Genomic DNA, 19,238 nt, shown 5'->3' with positions numbered 1-19,238 from the left:
GGAATCCGAAAGGAGCGCCCCTTGCCGCTTGAAGGAGGAAGTCAGCAATGGTTGATTCAATAATTGGAGCCGTGGAAATGGGCTTGTTATATGCTTTTATGGCTTTAGGTGTATATATTACATTTCGTATTCTTGATTTTCCTGATTTGACTGTGGATGGAAGCTTCACTACAGGTGGAGCAATTGCCGCGGTTATGATTACGCACGGCTATTCGCCGTGGCTGGCCACAATTTGTGCACTTGTCGGAGGAATGGCAGCGGGAATGTGTACAGGACTTCTGCATACCAAGGGGAAGATTAATGGCCTGCTGTCCGGTATTTTGATGATGATCGCATTGTATTCCATTAATTTGCGGATTCTGGATAAGCCTAACGTCTCAATCATGGGCGAAGATTCTTTATTTACCTCTATTAACCCTCTATTGGTAATGCCCATTGTGATGATTGCCGTCAAAATTCTGATGGATCTGTTTCTGCGTACCGATCTGGGGCTTGCTCTCCGGGCTACTGGCGATAATTCCAGAATGATCCGAAGCTTCGGAGTGAATACGGATACCACTACTATCCTCGGCATCAGTCTGGCAAATGGAATGGTGGCGCTCTCGGGTGCGCTGGTAGCCCAATATTCAGCTTTTGCTGATTCTACTATGGGGATAGGAATGATCGTGATTGGTCTGGCTTCGGTCATTATAGGTGAGGCCATCTTTGGAGCGGGAAATGTGTTCCGGGCAACGCTGGCAGTCATACTGGGTTCCATCGTCTATCGCATAGTTGTTGCGCTGGCGCTACGGGTTCCTTGGCTCAAGGCATCGGACCTAAAGCTGATCACTGCAATCATTGTCATTATTGCACTCGTATTCCCTTCGGTTCAGCGTTTCATGAAGCAGAAGAGAATGGCGCGCAGACGTAGTGTGGAGCTGGTGCAAGAAGCGCTGAACAACAAGAAAGGGGGCGCAGCCGATGTTAAAGCTTAATCGTGTATCCAAGCTGTTCAATCCGGGTACACCGGATGAAAAAATTGCGCTCCTCGGTATTGACCTTGAGCTTCGAAGCGGAGACTTTGTGACCGTCATCGGCAGCAACGGTGCTGGCAAGTCCACTCTGATGAATGTCATCTCCGGTGTGATGAAACCGGATCTTGGGGAAGTGCACATTGAAGGGAGCCCGATCAGCTCCCTCGCCGAGTTCCAGCGGGCCCGCTGGATTGGCCGGGTTTTTCAGGACCCTATGGCGGGTACAGCACCTCACATGACGATCGAAGAGAATCTGGCTATGGCCTACAAAAGAGGCCAGAGCCGCCGTATGTCTCTCGGTGTGTCTGCTGCACGCCGGACCCTTTTCCGTGAGCAGCTAAGCCGGCTTGGTATTGGTCTGGAGAATCGGCTAAGAGCCAAGGTAGGACTGCTCTCCGGCGGGGAGCGCCAGGCTCTGAGTCTGCTCATGGCGACCTTCACGAATCCGCAGATTCTGCTTCTTGACGAGCATACGGCTGCACTGGACCCCGCCCGAGCGGAGTTGATCACCGGGCTCACGGAGTCCATTGTCCGTGAGTTGAAGCTGACAACACTTATGGTTACACATAATATGGAACAGGCCATACGTCTGGGCAACCGGCTGATCATGATGGACAAAGGAAGCATCATACTGGATATTAATGAGGACCGCAAGCAGGATCTGACGGTTGAGCGGTTGCTTGGTGAATTTGAGGCCATCAGCGGACATAAGCTGGCGGATGACCGGATGATGTTGGGTTAGTTGCCAATAGGCAAAAGCAAATAAACTTGGATTTCAGTCAAATGTGACTGATATTCAAGTTTTTTTGGTTTATATTTCCATGGCAGGCGCTTTCGATTAATATATAATGAAGTACATATTTTACAACAGAATGAGAAAGCAGAGGGAGAGACATGATGTTGCATAGAAATAAGAGCGCTTTCAAGAATTCAGGAATTTTTAGCAAGATGATCATGCTGATTTCGTTTTTACTACTACTGTCGTTCTTGTTCTCTCTGATCTTCCTCCAATATGTCTATCGAATTTATGACCATCAAATTTATGAAAAAGCCTCAGAGGTGCTGGGTATGTCGTCGATCAGCATTGAGAACGAACTGAAAGAACTGGAGCAGCTATCCTTCACAGTTGTATCAGATGAACAGATTCAGAACTGTCTGCGCCAATTATTGGACAATCCTTCACCGTATCAGCGTCAGCTGCTCCACAACAAGATCATCAACCGGCTCGTGGCTTTTGCGGGTGCGGAGAAATATGTGTATTCGATGATGATATTGGATGCGAACGACGGAGTGATGACTGCGGGGAACAGGGAAGGACTGTCACAAGATCTGCAGGACCGGCTTAAACCGCTCGCGATCGAAGGTGCAGGCAGTAATGTATGGTACACCCAGGGAAGCAAAAATTCACTTCTGGCCATTCGACAAATCAAATCGTACACCGGGTCTACCTTCACACTGGACCATTTGGGAACCCTTGTCATCCGTATCCGCGTCGAACGCATTATTGCGGACAGCACCAGCACAGCGGAGGATGGCAGCCAGGTTATTGTAATGGATAAAGGTACCGGAGAGTCCATTTACCCGGTTAATCCGTTCCTTCTGCCGCAGGAACTGACTGAGGAAGTGCGTCGCCAGGAATCCTACAGAACCGTTAGCTACAGCAAGGGCACGTATTTTGTAGCCAAGACGAATTCTTCTTATATGGACTGGACCTACATTAATGCTACACCGTTCAATGAAATGTTCAGACAGATCACCTTTGTCAAAAGACTAGTGGTAGTCATCTTCGGTTGTATCCTCCTGCTGGGGCTGCTGCTGGGATACCGGCTGGCACGAAGCATTGCGCGGCCTATCTCCAAGCTGACACAAAAGATGCGGCGGATTGAGAAGGGCGACCTGGATAATCTTGAGGAGCAGGCGTTAGGGTTTGTCTCGCAAACTGCGCAGGATGAAGTAAGTCAATTGAACCGGACTTTCCAGATGATGATCCGGCGGATCCGGGAGCTGATCGACGAGAATTATGCCAAGCAGCTGGTGATTCGGGAGACAGAATTGAAAGCGCTCCAAGCCCAGATTAATCCACACTTTTTGTATAATACGCTGGAATCCATCAATTGGCTGGCAAAGGTCAACAAGCAGAAGCAAATTTCTGAAATGGTTGAGGCACTGGGATTTCTGCTCCGAAGTTCTATCGGGCTTAAAGACATGCTGATCTCCCTGGAAAAGGAGCTGAATATCGTCCGAAGCTATATAACGATTCAGCGCACACGGTTTGAGGAACGTCTGGATTTCAGGATGGATGTTCCTGAGGATCTGCTGGATGCGCTGATTCCCAAGCTCACGCTGCAGCCATTGGTAGAAAATGCAATCCGGTATGCGCTTGAGCCAAATATTGAGCCGTGTATTATTTCGATTACCATCACCAAGACGGAAAGCGGACTGGATCTGATGGTCAGTGACAACGGCCCGGGAATGACGGCTGAATTCATCCGTGAACTGCAGCAGGGCAACATTCAGACACGTGGAGAAGGGATTGGGCTGGCTAATATAACAGAGCGTATTCAGATTGTTTTTGGGCAGGAATGGGGAACGGACATTGAGAGTGAACCGGGAGAAGGCACTACGATTCATGTGCATATCCCGTATTGGAGAGGAGAAATAAGACATGTACAAATTGCTGCTGGTAGATGATGAACGCCTGATTCTGGAGGGGATATCCCAAGTGGTGGAATGGGGGCTTGCAGGGACCGAGCTGGTGGGAACGGCGCGCAACGGTCTTGAAGCGCTGGAACAAATTGAGCTGCTGGAACCGGACATTGTAATCACTGATATTTCCATGCCGGGGCTGGATGGACTTGGGCTTGTAGACCGCTGCAGCAGCAAGTATCCCGGGATAAAGTTCATCATGCTGACCGGCTATAAAGATTTTGATTATGCCCGCAGCGCCATGCAGCATGGAGTAAGGCATTACCTGCTGAAACCCTGCAATGAGCAGCAGATTCATGAAGCGCTGACGGAGCTTGTGCAGGAACTGGATGAGCAGAGCCGCCGTGAGCAATTTGTTACCGAGATGAAACAACGCCTTACCAAGGTGCTGCCGCATGTCAAAACACAATTTCTAAAGGAATGGATCTCCAATAAGATGTATGGCAGCCATGACCTGGATTATTACCAGGAGCTGTTCGGCATTGAGCTGGGCAGCAAAAACGTCCGGCTTATTCTTTTCAAGCTGGAGGATTCCTTTGAGTATGAGCATTTGTTCGCCCTGCAAAATATCGCCCAAGATATGCTATGTGAGGTGCTTCTCAGCACAAATATCGGATCACAACTTCTGATTCTTCTGGAGCAGCCGGAAGAAGCAGTCCCTCAGCAACATCTGCTTGAGCGGATTTCAAGTGTGAAGGAGGTATTTTTTAACTTTTATAAAATCCATGTTACGACCGCTGTCAGCGACCAGGGAAGGATGAGTGAGTCGCGCAGTCTGTTCAGGCAGACGCTGCAGTGCATGAGCCACCGCTTTTATCTGGAAGAAGGCAGTCTGATCACTGGCAGCGATATTCCCGAGGATGAGCTTAGCGGTCATGGCGAAATAGATCTGCAAGAGGAGCAGATCTGTCTCCTGATCAAAGCCGGGAATCAAAATGCAGTGGTGAACGAGCTGGACCGCTTATTTAGCGTACTTGCAGACCAGCGCTATGATATGAATGTAACGCGTTCTTATGTGCTTCAGCTGTATTCGGCTATGATCCGTTTATGCGTTCCAGACGAGCGCAGCAGCTTTACTTCCGGGCTGGCAGAGCTGGCAGAGCTGGGTACGCTGGGCAATCTCAAAGGTTTTGTTATGAGGGCGGCAGAACGACTTACTGGAATGTATGACCGCCATTTTGTGACCCGACAATCGTCCATTGTAGATAAAATGCTCCGGATCATCGAGGCGGATTATCAGAACTCGGAGCTGTCGCTCGGTTCGGTGGCTGCAGAGATGCTATATATGAATCCGGACTATCTCGGCAAAATATTCAAAAAAGTGACCGGCGAGAAGTTCTCGAATTATGTCACTAATTATCGGATCGGCAAGGCCTCTGAGCATATTACCCGCAGCGGTGATGTGAAGGTATTTGAGCTTGCAGAGCTGTACGGATTTGGCGGCAACGCGCAGTATTTCAGTCAGGTGTTCAAGAAGGTAACCGGGATGACGCCGACTGACTTTATGAAGCCTCAGTGATTGATTGAACACTTGGACCTGATTATTGAACAAAGATGACGGTTTTTTGTATTCAAGAAAGCGGCGGAATTTGAGAAAATCTATTCATGGAAGCGTTACCAGAACAACTGGACTTCCTACTCATTTCACTAAAAGGGGAGATATCCAATTGAAAAAGAGATTCGCATTAATGGCTGTTCCGATGCTGCTGTCTATACTGGCAGGATGCGGCGGCAACAATAGCAATAACGCCGCCAAGGATGCGGCTGCCACAAACGCAGCAGGCAACCAGCCAGCTGCAGCAACGGCCGCCAGCTCGTCAGATCCCGTAACCCTGCGGATTGCCTGGTGGGGCAGCGATACGCGTCATTCGTATACCCAACAGGTCATTGATATGTATGAAGCCCAGAATCCTAATGTGAAGATCGAACCGGAATATGCATCTTTTGATGATTACTGGAAAAAACTTGCTCCCCAAGCTGCAGCTAACCGCCTCCCTGATATCGTACAAATGGATGTTTCTTATATTAATCAATACGGCACAAACGGCCAACTGGAGGATCTGACGCCTTACCTGAACAAAACGATTCAGGTGGGGGATGTGAATGAGAATGTCCTCTCTACCGGTGTTATCGACAGCAAACAATATGGTATTCCGCTGGGAGTTAACGTACTCGGGTTCCAGTATGATCCTGCGTTGCTGAAGAAAGCCGGTGTAGATTCGATTCAAGAGAACTGGACGTGGGATCAATACAAAGAAATTGCCATGAAAGCCAAGGATGCCGGACTCTTCATGGACTCCTCGATGGCCGCGGATATTTTCTTCAACTACTATCTGCGTACTAAAGGCCTGTCACTCTATAATTCAGACGGCTCTGCTCTCGGGTATGATGACGATGCGCTGTTCACTGATTTTTTCGGGATGACATCTGATCTGATTGCCAAAGGGGCAGTACCGTCGCAAGATAAGCTGAGTCAGAATAAAGGCGTTATCGAAGAATCTGACATCGTCAAAGGAACTGGAATCGGTATGTGGCAGTGGTCCAACCAATATGTCGCGCTTCAAATCGCGGTGAACCGCCCGATGGAACTGGCCCCGATGCCGGGTCCGGATATGGAGAAAGGTCTGTATATGCAGCCGAGCATGTACTGGTCGATCACATCGAACTCCAAAGCCAAGGAAGAAGCAGCCAAGTTTATTGATTTCTGGACCAATAATGCTGAGGCGAACAAGCTGATCAAGGGCGAACGCGGCGTACCGATTTCGAGTAAAATCAAGGAATCGCTTGCTACAGAATTAACAGACTCCGGCAAACAGGTATTCAAATTCGTTGCTGATATGGAGCCGAAAACTTCACCGATGAGTCCTCCTGTAGGTTCACCTGAAGTGGTAGCCTTGCTGACTGACCTTGCAGAGCAGATGAACTTTGGCCAGATTACACCAGAAGCAGCTTCAACCCAGTTCCGCAAAGAAGCCAGCGAGATTCTTGCGAACCGCTAAAATGGTGATTGCCATACTGTGAATTTAACTGGATAGGAGTTGGAGAACATTGGGCTTAAGTAATCCCATTACCGTAAGTCCTGGCACTTATAGAGCGAAAAAATCGCTGGGTCAGCGGCTGCGCAAAAATTTGACGGGGTATGCCTTTATCAGTCCTTTCATTATCGGTTTCCTGTGTTTTACACTGGTGCCGATGGTCATATCACTGTATCTGTCTTTTACTAAATATAATCTGTTCGCTCCGCCGCGCTGGATAGGACTGGATAACTATGTCAAAATGTTCACCGGCGATCCGAAATACTTACATTCCCTTAAGGTTACGCTGCTGTATGTGTTCATCGGAGTGCCGCTTCGGCTGGGTTTCGCCTTGTTCGTCGCGATGATTCTGAATACAAAATCCAAGATGGTGGGAGCTTACCGTACGGTGTATTATCTGCCTTCTATCATCGGGGGAAGTGTTGCAGTCTCCATCATGTGGCGTAATATTTTTAGTGATACCGGTATTATCAACGGCATGCTTGGCTTCTTTGGTCTTGGACCGGTTAGCTGGTTTGGTAATCCGAATGCCGCACTGTTCATGCTGATTACTTTGTCAGTCTGGCAATTCGGCTCCTCCATGCTGATATTCCTGGCCGGGCTGAAGAATATCTCAGGTGAGATGTACGAAGCCGCGAGTGTGGACGGGGCGAGCTTTTTCCGTAAATTTTTCAAAATCACGCTGCCGCTGCTCAGCTCTGTCATCTTGTTCAACATGGTTATGCAGACGATCAGTGCATTCATGACCTTTGTTCCTGCCTATATCATCTCTAAAGGCGAGGGTGGACCAATGGATGGCACGATGCTCTATTCCCTGTATCTATTCCGTCAGGCCTTCATGTTCAACAACATGGGATATGCTTCGGCTATGGCTTGGGTGATGCTGCTGCTGGTCGGCATTATGACAGGTATTCTGTTCAAGACCTCCAAATCATGGGTCTTCTACGAATCGGGAGGAGGAAAGTGAGTCATGGCGAAGAATAAAATCAAATGGCCGATCTATCACATCCTTATCGGCGGGCTCGCCATCATTATGCTCTACCCGATTCTATGGATGATCATGAGCTCCTTCAAGGAAAGCCGTATGGTGTTTGTTACGGCTAAGACCCTGCTTCCGCATCCCTGGGAATGGGGGAACTATGCTAAAGGCTGGGAAGGGGTAGCCGGTTATTCTTTCGGTGTTTTCATCAAAAATTCGTTTGTAATTGTTATCGTAGCTACAATTGGAGCAGTATTTTCCTCATCGTTGGTCGCTTTCGGCTTTGCCCGCAATAAATTTGTCGGTCATGGTCTCTGGTTCGGAATCATGATGATGACACTGATGCTGCCGGCTGACGTCGTGCTTGTACCGCAATATATTATTTATACCAAGCTGAACTGGCTGGACAGCATCCGCCCGATTGTAATTCCGCAGTTCTTCGGAGTTCCATTCTTCATCTTTCTTATGCTGCAGTTCATCCGCACCATTCCCGGTGAACTGGATGAAGCGGCAACCATCGACGGGTGCGGCAAGTTCAGACTGTATTACAAAATCATCCTTCCGTTGATCCGTCCTTCGATGGCAACAGCAGCAATCTTCTCCTTCTATTGGCGTTGGGAGGATCTGCTGGGACCAGTGCTATATCTGAATTCACCGTCCAAGTATACCGTGTCCATGGGCCTCAAAATGTTCCTGGACAGTGAGTCCGTATCCAATTGGGGGCCGATGTTCGCCATGTCCGTATTGAGCCTGACACCGGTTATGCTGATCTTCTTCATCTTCCAGAAGCAGATCGTAGATGGCATCAGCACCAGCGGGCTTAAGGGCTAGATATGCATGCATGGGGAAAGGATGCGCTTCGCCTGTGAAAAGTTATTGTTTTGATTTTGGCATACAGGCTGCGGCACCCGGCTACACCAAAGTGAAGCCGGATAGCCTTTACAGTCCTGAGCAGGGCTTTGGCTTCACTCCCGGTTCATCTGTGTTTGGACGATTCCGGGGTGGTGATGATACTCTCGTGGGAGACTTTTGTATTCCGCAGAAGGCTAAGTTTCTGGTGGATATGCCGGATGGCATCTACCGGGTCACGCTATTGGTCGGCGATATACTGGCTGACACCATTACCACAGTTAGACCGGGCAATGGCAAATATGTCCTTGAAACGTTGAACGTTCCGGCAGGCCAGGCTTTGTATGAAGCCTTCGCGCTTAGAGTGAGCGGAGGGCAGCTAAGCCTGTCCTTTTCGGGACAGGCGCCGCGGATTAACACACTTGTGATTCAAGAGGATACCGAGGCGTTGGCGATTGTACTCGCTGGAGATTCAACTGTAACCGACCAGGGAGAGGAGGGTTATCCCTACGCGGGCTGGGGGCAGCTGCTTCCGCTCTTCTTCAAATCCGGGGTTGTCGTAGATAACCGCGCTTTATCTGGGCGCAGCACGCGCAGCTTCATCCAGGAAGGCCACCTCCAGGAGATCAGTGCCGTTCTCAGGCCACGCGATTACCTCTTCATCCAGTTCGGACACAATGATTCGAAGCCCGATGAAGCCAGACATACGGAACCGTACACGACTTATAAAGAGAACCTGCTCCAGATGATTATGGCCGCACGGAACGCTGGTGCCTACCCGGTGCTAGTCACTCCAATGCACCGGCGGCGGTTCGATCAGGCAGGCTTGATCGTGGATACCCACGGCGAATATTTAGCGGCAATGCAGGAACTAGCCGCTGACGAGCAGGTGCCACTGGTTGACCTGGCTTCCAAAAGCCGCAGGCTGTATGAAACTTACGGTCCGGAGGGTAGCAAGGACTTGTTCATGTGGAGTTATCCCGGTGAGTATCTATGCCACTCTGCCGGAGTACAAGATAACACTCATTTTCAAATCCTGGGAGCACGTCTTATGGCACAGCTTGTCGTGGATGGCATCCGCGAAGCCGGACTGAATGATCTGATTATTCACTTACGCCAGGGTGAATGAACGTAAGCAGTACTTTTCACTATATCAAGTTACAATAATTAAATATACCCAGCAGCGGTCCCCCATCCGGGGAGCGCTGCTGGGTGTATTTTTCATTGGCGGGAACCTTTTAGCATGTATTGTACATATGAGCATTAGCCGCCCTATGGAGCCAATTGACCAACACTGCACCTCCAAATACCCGAAGTTCCGATGATTTGCCGATTCACGACAAGGTATGCGAGGTATAAGTTAGGGAAACAACATAACTTGAACACGTAATTACTTAGGGAGGGACATCAGGTATGGCAGAACAAAGGCTTCAAGGCAAGGTAGCCATAGTCAGTGGAGGCGGATCAGGCATAGGACGGGCGTCTGTGCTGGAATTTGCCCGAAACGGAGCAAAAGTCGCGTTGCTTGACCGGACGGTTGAGAATGCCGAGAAGGTACGCCAGCAGGTGGAGGAAGAAGGCGGAGAAGCCATTGTCATTGCATGTGACATTGCTGAACCGCAGCAGGTGGAAGAGGCGGTGAAACAGGCTGCAGCGAAATGGGGCAGACTTGACATTGTCTTCGCCAACGCTGGTATTAATGGGGCGATGACACCTATTGAGACCATGGACATTGAATCTTGGGACCAGACGATCAACATCAACCTGCGCGGTACCTTTGCCACTGTTAAATATGCAATTCCATTCTTGAAAGAGAGTGGCGGCAGCATATTGATTAACAGTTCGATTAACGGTAACCGTGTTTTTTCAAATATTGGCTTCTCAGCTTATAGTACCACCAAGGCTGGGCAAGTCGCTTTTATGAAGATGGCCGCGCTGGAGCTGGCTCAATACAAAATCCGTGTCAATGCGATATGTCCGGGAGCGATCACTACCAATATTGACGACAATACCTATCCATCCGAGGATCTGAAGGAAGTGCAGATTGCTGTGGAATTCCCGGATGGCGGTGAGCCGCTGGAAAAAGGGCCAGGGCGTCCGGATCAGGTTGCTAAGCTGGCATTATTCCTGGCTTCCGATGATTCCGACCACATTACCGGTACGGAAATCTTTTGTGATGGTGCTGAGTCGTTACTGCACGGGTGACCTCTTCTAACCGATAATAAAAAAGCATACCTTGAATGAAACAGTGGTCTGGAGAAACGGACTCTGTCTTCTGCACTTGCGCAGCTCTGAACGGCTGCAAGCATAGCAGATCTCAGCGATGCCGTTTCTTCATTTTCTATTGATGAGACAACTTCACGTTAATATCCTTAATAAGGATCCCTTATTAAAGATGGCGCGGGCGTTGCTGCTTAGGTATACTATTTTTATCGTCTTAGAAGAGAGGGCATTTATGAGTATGGATCTAAATTTGCACATGGAATCGATTATCAAATTGCTTGTGGCCATGCTGTTCGGGCTGTTCATCGGGATTGACCGGCAATTGAAACAGAAGCCGCTGGGCATCCGGACCAGTATGGTCATCAGTATCGCGAGCTGTCTGGTGACGCTCGTCTCTATTCACGCTTACGACAAATTTGGTGGGACGTCGCATCCGAATATGGACCCCATGCGTCTCGCGGCGCAGATTGTCAGCGGGATCGGGTTTCTCGGCGCTGGTGTTATTCTCCGGCGCGGCGGGGATGCTATTTCGGGCCTCACCTCGGCTGCGCTGATCTGGACGGCGTCCGGGATCGGAATTGCGGTCGGGGCAGGCTTTTATATGGAAGCCGGGTATGCGGTTGTGCTGCTGATGTTCGCTGTCAATGCTGTCCCGCATCTGATCAAAGCCATTGGGCCTGGGGTGCTGAACAAGCATGAGATCTCTATCAAAATCATCATGGAGCCTAATTATGTACTGACGGATGTAATTCAGAAAATTGAGGAACGTCATGCCGTCGAATCCCGGAAGTCGAAGAGGAACGGAAGAACGATCCGCCGGATGAAAATCAAGGATCTGGATGATGGCAGACAAATGATCGATATGGTTATTTCCGCCCCTGACCGGGATTACGCAACAGAAATCTATTATGACGTGAAGAAAATAGAGCATGTAATGAGCGTTGAAGTAGAACAGTTGTAAAAATGACATGTTCCCTCCTGGACAGATGTGGTAATCTATCTAGGAGAGCGTCATTTTGAGATTATGGAAGGGAGAAACACACTATGACAATTACAGCTTATGAAGGACTATATGAAGGAGAGGCTGCGGTCTGGTTGAAGGCGGGCCGGTATGAAGCAGCTATTCTACCAGGCATCGGCGGCAATCTGATTTGCTTCCGCGATACCGAAAACGGTTACCGTTTTCTGCATGAGCCGGGTGCAGATGAGATGGATGCGTTCAAGGCGAACCCAGGAATCCACGGTATCCCTGTACTGTTTCCACCGAATCGTTATGAGGACGGGGAATTTCCATGGAACGGACAAACCTATCGTCTCCCGGTGAATGAAGAGGCTACGCACAACCATCTGCACGGATTCTTACATACAGCAGCCTGGCAGGTTGAAGAATTCGGCAGTGGGGTTAGTGAGAGCTTTGTTACGGTGTTCATCAAGGTCGACGAGAATCATCCATCGTATCAATACCTCCCGTTCAAATATACGGTCAAACTGCGTTATAGCCTTAGCGATGCCGGTTTGTCCCAGCAGCTTCTGGTGCATAATGATGGTAAGGAACTTATGCCGTGTCTGCTCGCATTCCACACTGCGATTAATGCACCATTTGCACCGGGAAGCACTCCTCAGGATTACCGGGTGAAGCTAACCATCGGGAACCGCTGGGAGCTCAGCAACCGTATGCTGCCAACTGGATCCTTCCAGGAACTGACCGCCGATGAGATTGCTCTTCGTGACGAAGGCTTGTATCCTTTTTATGCGCCAATGGACAATCATTACACTGCAGTCGCCCAGAATGGACGCAACCGCATGGAGCTTACGGACAGCAAGGCCGGAGTCACACTCGTATACGATGTGGGAACTTCCTACAAGCAATGGATGATCTGGAACAACGGCGCAACCGAAGGATTCTTCTGTCCTGAGCCGCAGATCAATCTGGTTAACGCACCTAAGGTAGATCTACCAGCAGATGATATCGGATTGTTTGGCCTGGAGCCGGGCGAATATTGGGAAGAAACCAGCCGTATTTATGTAAAATAAGTCACTAAGTGCGGGAGTTCAGTAAGCAGTGTTACGGATGGGGTGCAGCGAATGTGGCTGCGCCCTGTTTTTTTGCAGCTATATAGTATGAAGCTTAATTTATGAGGCCGCTTTAATGCTCCTTTAAGCTAAGAGGCGTATACTGTACGTTTAGTACAGATAGGAGTGAAAGCAATGCGTTATATTCTACCTTCCAAAAAACTTGGTTTTCTGCTGCTTGGCCTGCTGCTAGGCGGTTTCGTGCTGAACTTTTTTATTCAGGCGGCTTCGCTGGACATGAATTTCATAAGCGTGCTCCAGTGGATCGGGAAGTCTTATTGGCTGTATGTAGGCGGCAGCTTGTTCTTTTTCTTCGTGCTTATGGCCTTTTCGGCGATCTTACCCAATATGTATATTGGCCCGGTGATTGGGACTCTTCTGATTCTTCTGCTGGGTATCGCGAATTACAAGAAGCAGGGTACAACAGGGGAGCCACTGTTTCCTTGGGATTTGATGCTGGTGAAGAATGCCGGAGAAATGAGCAAGATTACGAAAGGTATGATTTCTCCGCTTGCGGCTATATTTGCTATTCTGGTGATTGCAGCGGGGGTATGGCTGCTGCTTAAGTTACCCAAGGTCAGAGTGCAATTGCCGCTGCGACTGCTGCTCACTGCGGTGTCAGCGGGTATGATGGCCGGTTTTGTGGTGATGGTCAGCGGACAAACGACCTTTGCTTCCTCCCTGAATTACCAGAATATTTTCTGGAACCAGAAGGTGAATTACTCCCAGAATGGCTTTGTGTTTGCATTCACAGGGAATCTGCGGCAGAATCTGCTGGAGAAACCGGAAGGATATAGCCGGGCGGCAATTGAAGTCATAGCTGCAAAATATGGCTCTTTGCCGGATACTCCTGCAGCGTCAAAAGCGGTGGAGCAGCCGAACATCATGTTCATGATGGATGAGGCGTTTTTTGATCCCACCCGGCTGCCTGGCCTCCAGTTCAGTGAAGATCCGTTGTCATTTATTCATCAAGAGGAAACGGTAACCCCGGCAGGGTACCTGCTTTCCCCTGAGTTTGGAGGCAATACGGCGAATGTGGAATTTGAAGCGCTGACGGGGATGTCGATGTATTTTTTGGGGGACGGGTCGATTCCTTATCAGCAGCGGATTGTCAAAATGTCCTCGCTTCCCTCCATCGTCAGCATCCTGAAGGAAAGAGGTTATCAGACGCTGGCTCTGCATCCGTTCGATGAGACATTTTACAACCGGAACCGGGTATATCCTGTACTTGGGTTTGACCGTTTTACGAGTGAGAAGGATTTACAGCATGCAGAGCGGATCACACCAGAGGGATATATTTCTGATAAAGCTGCAGTCCAAGAGGCTATCCATGAGCTGAAAGCTTCAGATACTCCGACCTTTTTGCACATGGTTACCATGCAGAATCATTTTCCATTTACCAAAGGTCATAATGGCCCGAATACGATCACTGTACATGGTGCTAAGGATTCCTGGAAGGATGAGCTCGAAACCTATGTTCAGGACACCAAGCTGACTGACGAGGCATTGTCTTATTTGCAGCAGGAACTGAAGACGATCGAACGGCCAACCATTGTAGTGTTCTGGGGGGACCATCTGCCGGCGTTGTCGGCGGGAATCTATACGGATGCTGGCTGGGACCAGGAACCCCGGCTGAAGCATGAGACCAAGCTTATGATCCTGGCCAATTATGATATCGGGAAGGAAAAGCTGGGAACGCTGAGTCCTGCCTATCTTGGACCAACCGTGTTCAAGCTATCTGGCCAATCGCTCCCGTCCTACTATAAAATGCTGGAGCAGGTGCAGACACAGCTGCCCGGCCTCAGTAAAAACGCACTGATCGGCGCAACAGACAAGATAACCACGGTGACTCCCGAACAGCAGCCGCTGCTGGATGATTACCGTATGGTGGAGTATGATCTGCTTGAAGGAGAAGGATATGCGGCAGATTTGATGTTCTGAGTAACCCTATTGTTCCGGAGAAAAATGATACTTTTGAAAGATGAGAATTCTGCTGTTATGGCAGAGTTCTTTTTTTGATTCTAGGAATCGGACAAGGGAATGTCTGGTACATTCATTGACGGAATCAGCATGTTGGACTTAACATATGAGGGTGGGAGCGGGTATAAAGCGAATAGCTGTTATTTTATTATTGAAAGGGGTTACATGTTGAAAAAGCTGGGGCTTGTCTATGTGCTTTTGATTGGCCTATTCCTGATTTATGTGCTGAATTACAAGCTGCAGCCGGGCCCCGAGGACCCTTGGGAAAATGCCGGTCTGCGCGGGAACATCGAAGATAAGTACGTGATGGTTACGTTCCAGATCGGCATAGATTACTGGAAAAGTGTGCTCAAAGGCTTCGAGGATGCGGCTGAGGAGCTGAATGTATCTGTAGAATATCATGGCTCAACCCAGCATAATGCCAATGAGCAGATGACGGTGCTGGAGCAGACGATAGCCAAAAAACCAGCGGGAATCGCCATTTCTGCGGTGAATTCAAAGCTGCTTACAGCTACGATCAACAAAGCGGTGGAGAGTGGAATTCCGGTAGTTCTATTTGATTCGGGGGCGCCTGACAGCAAAGCCTATTCTTTTCTTGGGACGGATAATTACAATGCTGGTGTTGAAGCTGCCCGCAAAATGGCCGAGCTTACCGGAGGCAAAGGCGAAGTGGCGGTGATTACAACACCTGACCAGCACAATCACCAGGAACGCACGGATGGGTTCAGTCACACGATCCGCAGTGAGTATCCGGAAATGAAGCTGGTATCGGTCAAGGATGGACGTGGAGATCAGGTAGCTTCACGGCAGGCGGCAGAGCAGCTGTTGATTCAGTATCCGCAGCTTCAAGGGATATTTGCAACAGAGTCGAACGGTGGAATAGGCGTAGCCGAAGCCGTGCAGGCGAAGCAGGGAGACAGTTCCACGCTACAGATTATCAGCTTCGATACCGATAAGGGGACACTCGACCTTGTAAAGGAAGGCAGGATTGCTGCGACTATGGCGCAAGGGACCTGGAACATGGGTTATTGGTCGCTGACCGAGCTGTTCCACCTGCACCGTGATTTGCAGCAAGACCGGGCGGCCTATGAGGGCAGCAAGCCGAGGCCCGTGCCGGATAATGTGGATACCGGGATTGATGTAGTGACCCGGGCCAATGTGGATAATTACTATGCCAAGTAGTGAGAAGCAGGGGAGGGCTGCCTGTGCGCAAGAATAGCCTGAATGTGGAAAAGCTGAAGCTGAATAACCTCCCGATCCGCTATAAGCTAATTATTCATTTTCTCTTAATCAGTATTCTCCCCTCCATCGGACTCGGGCTGCTCATCGGCTGGACAGTTGATCGGATTGTAGAGGAAAGAAGCAACGAGAATACAATGCAGCTTATCGGCAAAGTCAACTCCTCATTGGAAAATGAAGTGGAGGATCTCCAGAAGATCACCTACCTGATCTCATTTGACCCCGGTGTGCAGGCCTTTATGAACGGATCAATGAAGGATCCGGAGCAAGCTGGGAAATGGTACGAAGGCGGGGAGTCTGCGGAATATAACATCCGTAAATTTCTCCAGGGCTTTACCACCCTTAGCTCCGAAATTGCGGGTATTATGCTGGTTAATCGTGAAGGCGATTTCATCAGCAATGAGATGTATACCCGGCCGGGCACCTCTGTGATTAATGAGGCTTGGTATAAAGAAGCTGAAAACAATAAAGGGATATTCAAAATCATCGGTCACCCTTATGGCCGTGCCGTAATGTCACATGTGGACTATAAGGAGAGCGAGGTGGTGTCTGCTGTAAGAGCCATTGTTGACCCCGAGACACAAGTGGTTCAGGGGGTTGTGCTGATTGATCTGAAGCTAAGGGTCATCGCTGAAACAGCAAGAGACGTCACACTGGGCAAAACCGGTTATCTTACCGTCGTCGACAGCAGCGGGGAGATCATCTACGCGCCGCAACATCCTTTTATGAACAATATCCCAAAAGCGTTGTTCACTGAAACCTCGGGTTTTACATCAGAGACCGTGGCTGGCCGTCATCTGCAGCTGATTTATCGAACCTCTCCCTTTACGGGCTGGACCACCATGGGCGTGTTCCCAATGGACGAATCGGCCTATGGGGTCAGGGAGATTACATTCAATGTGGTCACCTTCGTATTTATCGTCTGCATGCTGGGGATGACAGCCTCGTTCTATCTGGCCTACTCGATTTCGCGTCCGATCGGTCAACTGGCCTCCTTCATGAGCAAGGCGCAGTCCGGTGATCTGACGATCCGTTACTGGGGCAACCGTTCTGACGAAATTGGCCTGCTGGGCCGCAGCTTCAACTCGATGCTGGCCCAGATTGCCCGGCTGCTCTCGTTGACAGAGCTTCAGGCCCGGCAGAAGCGGGAAGCGGAGCTGCGCAGCCTGCAGGCGCATATCAAGCCGCATTTTCTTTATAATACACTGGATACGATCCACTGGATGGCCCGCAACAAGGGGGCGGAGGATATTGCGGAAGTGGTTCAATCCTTATCCAAGCTGTTCAGGCTGGGCCTCAGCAAAGGCAGTGATCTGGTTCCGTTGTCCGACGAGCTGGAGCATATGGTGAGCTATCTGAAAATTCAGCAGGTGCGTTACAGCAGCAAGCTGGCTTACCGTATTGAAGTGGATCCGCAGCTTCACGAGCTATATGTGCTTAAGCTGCTGCTACAGCCCATTGTGGAGAATGCCATCTACCATGGCATCAAGGAGCGCCGGGGGCCGGGCCATATTTCCATCGAGGTGGTACAGCAGGCAAATGAGCTGTACCTGACGATCCGAGATGATGGGGCAGGAATGACCCCGGAACGGCTTGCTATGCTACAGGAGCGTCTTTCGGCTGTGGGCAGAAATGACGGAGATGCCGGGGAAATCGAGCAGCCGGTGCCGGGCAGTGCGGGTAGTGGCTACGGCATTCTGAATGTGCAGGCCCGCCTGCGGCTCACTTATGGAGAGCCCTATGGGCTGCATATTGAGAGCGAACGCGGTAAGGGAACGGTAGTAACTGTGCGACATCCCGTTGTCCTTGACAGCTATCCGGAGAAATGAATCTGATAGGGAGGAGCCGAAAGCAATGGAACCTTGGAAAGTAATGATTGCCGATGATGAAGCGATCATCCGTGAAGGGATCAGACGAAGTGTGGATTGGGAAGGTCTGGGGCTTCAGGTAGTTGCGGAAGCGGAGGACGGCGAGGAAGCGCTGGAGCTGGCCGTCCAGCATGAAGTACACATTGCCTTAGTGGACTTGAACATGCCGATCATGCATGGCCTTGAGCTGATGAAGCAGCTGCGGGAGAACCGTTCTGACTGTAAAATCATTGTGATTACCGGCCATGATGAGTTCTCTTACGCCCAGGAATCGATTCGTCTGCAGGTTCACGACTATATTCTCAAGCCTGCCGATCCCAAGCAGCTGATGCAGGTGCTTCGCGGAGTCAGGGATCAGCTGGTCTTGGAGAAGCAAAAGAGCCAGCATCTCCAGCAGGCCTCCCGGCAGATTCTTAAGAACTTCCCGCTGCTCAGGGAACGCTTCTGCCAGGAATGGCTGGAAGGGAATCTGAGCCGGGGCGAAATCAGGGAGCAGCTGCACTTCCTGCGCCTGCCGCCGGAGCGTCCTGAAGTTATCGGCATGATCCGCTGGAGGGAGACACAGAACTCAGGGATGCAGGAGAAAGAGCGGCAGCTGTTTCTTTTTGCGATTGAGAACATTGTGGCAGAGTTGTTTCAGGATTATCGTAAGGTAATCTTCCGGGATGCCGCAGGTCAGATCATCATTCTGTTGTGGGATGAATCTGGGGAACCGGTACTGGCCGGGGTTGAGGCCGTAGTGCGAAGCCATCTCAAGATCGCCGTTGAGGTTGGCATCCAATCTGTTGAGGGAGATACCTCAAGTCTGGCAGCCGCTTACCGCAAATGCAGAGTGAACCTCTCCAGGGAACAGCCCTTGTCCCCCTTGGTCCGCAGAACGAGGCAGTATATGCTGGAGCATTTTAATGAATACGGGCTCACTCTAGAATCTACTGCCGGCAGTCTTCAAGCCTCACCGGTCTACCTCAGCCGACTATTCAAGCAGGAACTAGGTGAATCCTTCGGGGCGTATCTGACCCAAATCCGCATCCGCAAAGCGGCGCAGCTGCTGCACTCCACAGAACTTAGCATTAGCGAAGTTGCGGAACGTACAGGTTACGAAACCCAGCATTATTTCAGTACCGCTTTTAAGAAGCAGACGGGCGTATCCCCGCTCCAGTTTCGCAAAGGTGTACTGCCGGAAGATGGAGAGCGTACAGGCCGCGAAGGAGAGTAAGACTATACTCATAGGCTATAAAAGGAACCACATGCGGCTTATCCCGTATGTGGTTTA

Annotated in this window: 15 protein-coding genes; all 15 read left to right on the top strand. The window is 50.0% G+C overall.

From position 1 onward, the window contains the following. Nucleotides 1-47: 47 nt before the first annotated feature. The 15 genes from ACAN54_RS05005 to ACAN54_RS04935 all read left to right on the top strand — a co-directional run bounded on the left by ACAN54_RS05005 (nt 48) and on the right by ACAN54_RS04935 (nt 19,181). A complete protein-coding gene (locus tag ACAN54_RS05005) occupies nt 48-974 on the top strand; it encodes an ABC transporter permease (protein WP_379153184.1) in 927 nt (308 codons plus the stop codon). Beyond that, on the top strand, nt 961-1,755 hold the full coding sequence (locus ACAN54_RS05000; RefSeq protein WP_379153182.1) for an ABC transporter ATP-binding protein: 795 nt from the start codon (nt 961-963) through the stop codon (nt 1,753-1,755). The genes ACAN54_RS05005 and ACAN54_RS05000 overlap by 14 nt, the downstream gene beginning before the upstream one ends. Before the next feature lie 155 nt (nt 1,756-1,910). After that, nucleotides 1,911-3,704, top strand: a complete 1,794-nt coding sequence (locus ACAN54_RS04995) for a sensor histidine kinase (protein WP_379153180.1) — start codon at nt 1,911-1,913, stop codon at nt 3,702-3,704. Continuing rightward, nucleotides 3,679-5,238 (top strand): response regulator transcription factor, encoded by a 1,560-nt coding sequence (locus tag ACAN54_RS04990; protein WP_379153177.1) that lies wholly within the window; start codon nt 3,679-3,681, stop codon nt 5,236-5,238. The genes ACAN54_RS04995 and ACAN54_RS04990 overlap by 26 nt, the downstream gene beginning before the upstream one ends. A gap of 148 nt (nt 5,239-5,386) precedes the next feature. Next, on the top strand, nt 5,387-6,718 hold the full coding sequence (locus tag ACAN54_RS04985; protein WP_379153175.1) for an ABC transporter substrate-binding protein: 1,332 nt from the start codon (nt 5,387-5,389) through the stop codon (nt 6,716-6,718). 106 nt (nt 6,719-6,824) lie between these two features. Then, nucleotides 6,825-7,721 carry a carbohydrate ABC transporter permease gene (locus tag ACAN54_RS04980; protein WP_379154183.1) on the top strand — a complete coding sequence of 299 codons (897 nt, stop codon included), beginning with the start codon at nt 6,825-6,827 and terminating at the stop codon, nt 7,719-7,721. A gap of 3 nt (nt 7,722-7,724) precedes the next feature. After that, nucleotides 7,725-8,564, top strand: coding sequence for a carbohydrate ABC transporter permease (locus ACAN54_RS04975; RefSeq protein ID WP_379153173.1), 840 nt, complete (start codon nt 7,725-7,727; stop codon nt 8,562-8,564). A gap of 34 nt (nt 8,565-8,598) precedes the next feature. Beyond that, on the top strand, nt 8,599-9,711 hold the full coding sequence (locus ACAN54_RS04970; protein ID WP_379153171.1) for a rhamnogalacturonan acetylesterase: 1,113 nt from the start codon (nt 8,599-8,601) through the stop codon (nt 9,709-9,711). Nucleotides 9,712-9,995: 284 nt separating this feature from the next. After that, on the top strand, nt 9,996-10,787 hold the full coding sequence (locus tag ACAN54_RS04965) for an SDR family oxidoreductase (RefSeq protein ID WP_379153169.1): 792 nt from the start codon (nt 9,996-9,998) through the stop codon (nt 10,785-10,787). Nucleotides 10,788-11,043: 256 nt separating this feature from the next. Further along, nucleotides 11,044-11,766, top strand: coding sequence for an MgtC/SapB family protein (locus tag ACAN54_RS04960; protein ID WP_379154181.1), 723 nt, complete (start codon nt 11,044-11,046; stop codon nt 11,764-11,766). An 83-nt stretch (nt 11,767-11,849) separates the two neighbouring features. Beyond that, on the top strand, nt 11,850-12,839 hold the full coding sequence (locus ACAN54_RS04955) for an aldose 1-epimerase (protein ID WP_379153167.1): 990 nt from the start codon (nt 11,850-11,852) through the stop codon (nt 12,837-12,839). A gap of 174 nt (nt 12,840-13,013) precedes the next feature. Then, complete coding sequence (locus tag ACAN54_RS04950) at nt 13,014-14,819, top strand: LTA synthase family protein (protein ID WP_379153165.1); 1,806 nt, start codon at nt 13,014-13,016, stop codon at nt 14,817-14,819. A 207-nt stretch (nt 14,820-15,026) separates the two neighbouring features. Further along, complete coding sequence (locus ACAN54_RS04945) at nt 15,027-16,040, top strand: substrate-binding domain-containing protein (RefSeq protein WP_379153163.1); 1,014 nt, start codon at nt 15,027-15,029, stop codon at nt 16,038-16,040. Nucleotides 16,041-16,063: 23 nt separating this feature from the next. Beyond that, a complete protein-coding gene (locus tag ACAN54_RS04940; RefSeq protein ID WP_379153161.1) occupies nt 16,064-17,926 on the top strand; it encodes a cache domain-containing sensor histidine kinase in 1,863 nt (620 codons plus the stop codon). Nucleotides 17,927-17,951: 25 nt separating this feature from the next. Next, entirely contained in the window at nt 17,952-19,181 is a 1,230-nt protein-coding gene (locus ACAN54_RS04935; RefSeq protein WP_379153159.1) for a response regulator, read from the top strand. Nucleotides 19,182-19,238: the final 57 nt, after the last annotated feature.

The organism is Paenibacillus diazotrophicus, assembly GCF_042610465.1.
This window is presented reverse-complemented; position numbering and strand designations above follow the sequence as displayed.

What these genes read in the sequence shown, in the direction of transcription:
- ACAN54_RS04990 (WP_379153177.1), top strand. Translation starts at nt 3,679, where the DNA reads ATGTACAAATTGCTGCTGGTAGATGATGAACGCCTGATTCTGGAGGGG.
- ACAN54_RS04965 (WP_379153169.1), top strand. Translation starts at nt 9,996, where the DNA reads ATGGCAGAACAAAGGCTTCAAGGCAAGGTAGCCATAGTCAGTGGAGGC.
- ACAN54_RS05000 (WP_379153182.1), top strand. Translation starts at nt 961, where the DNA reads ATGTTAAAGCTTAATCGTGTATCCAAGCTGTTCAATCCGGGTACACCG.
- ACAN54_RS05005 (WP_379153184.1), top strand. Translation starts at nt 48, where the DNA reads ATGGTTGATTCAATAATTGGAGCCGTGGAAATGGGCTTGTTATATGCT.
- ACAN54_RS04955 (WP_379153167.1), top strand. Translation starts at nt 11,850, where the DNA reads ATGACAATTACAGCTTATGAAGGACTATATGAAGGAGAGGCTGCGGTC.
- ACAN54_RS04995 (WP_379153180.1), top strand. Translation starts at nt 1,911, where the DNA reads ATGTTGCATAGAAATAAGAGCGCTTTCAAGAATTCAGGAATTTTTAGC.
- ACAN54_RS04960 (WP_379154181.1), top strand. Translation starts at nt 11,044, where the DNA reads ATGGATCTAAATTTGCACATGGAATCGATTATCAAATTGCTTGTGGCC.
- ACAN54_RS04935 (WP_379153159.1), top strand. Translation starts at nt 17,952, where the DNA reads ATGGAACCTTGGAAAGTAATGATTGCCGATGATGAAGCGATCATCCGT.
- ACAN54_RS04950 (WP_379153165.1), top strand. Translation starts at nt 13,014, where the DNA reads ATGCGTTATATTCTACCTTCCAAAAAACTTGGTTTTCTGCTGCTTGGC.
- ACAN54_RS04975 (WP_379153173.1), top strand. Translation starts at nt 7,725, where the DNA reads ATGGCGAAGAATAAAATCAAATGGCCGATCTATCACATCCTTATCGGC.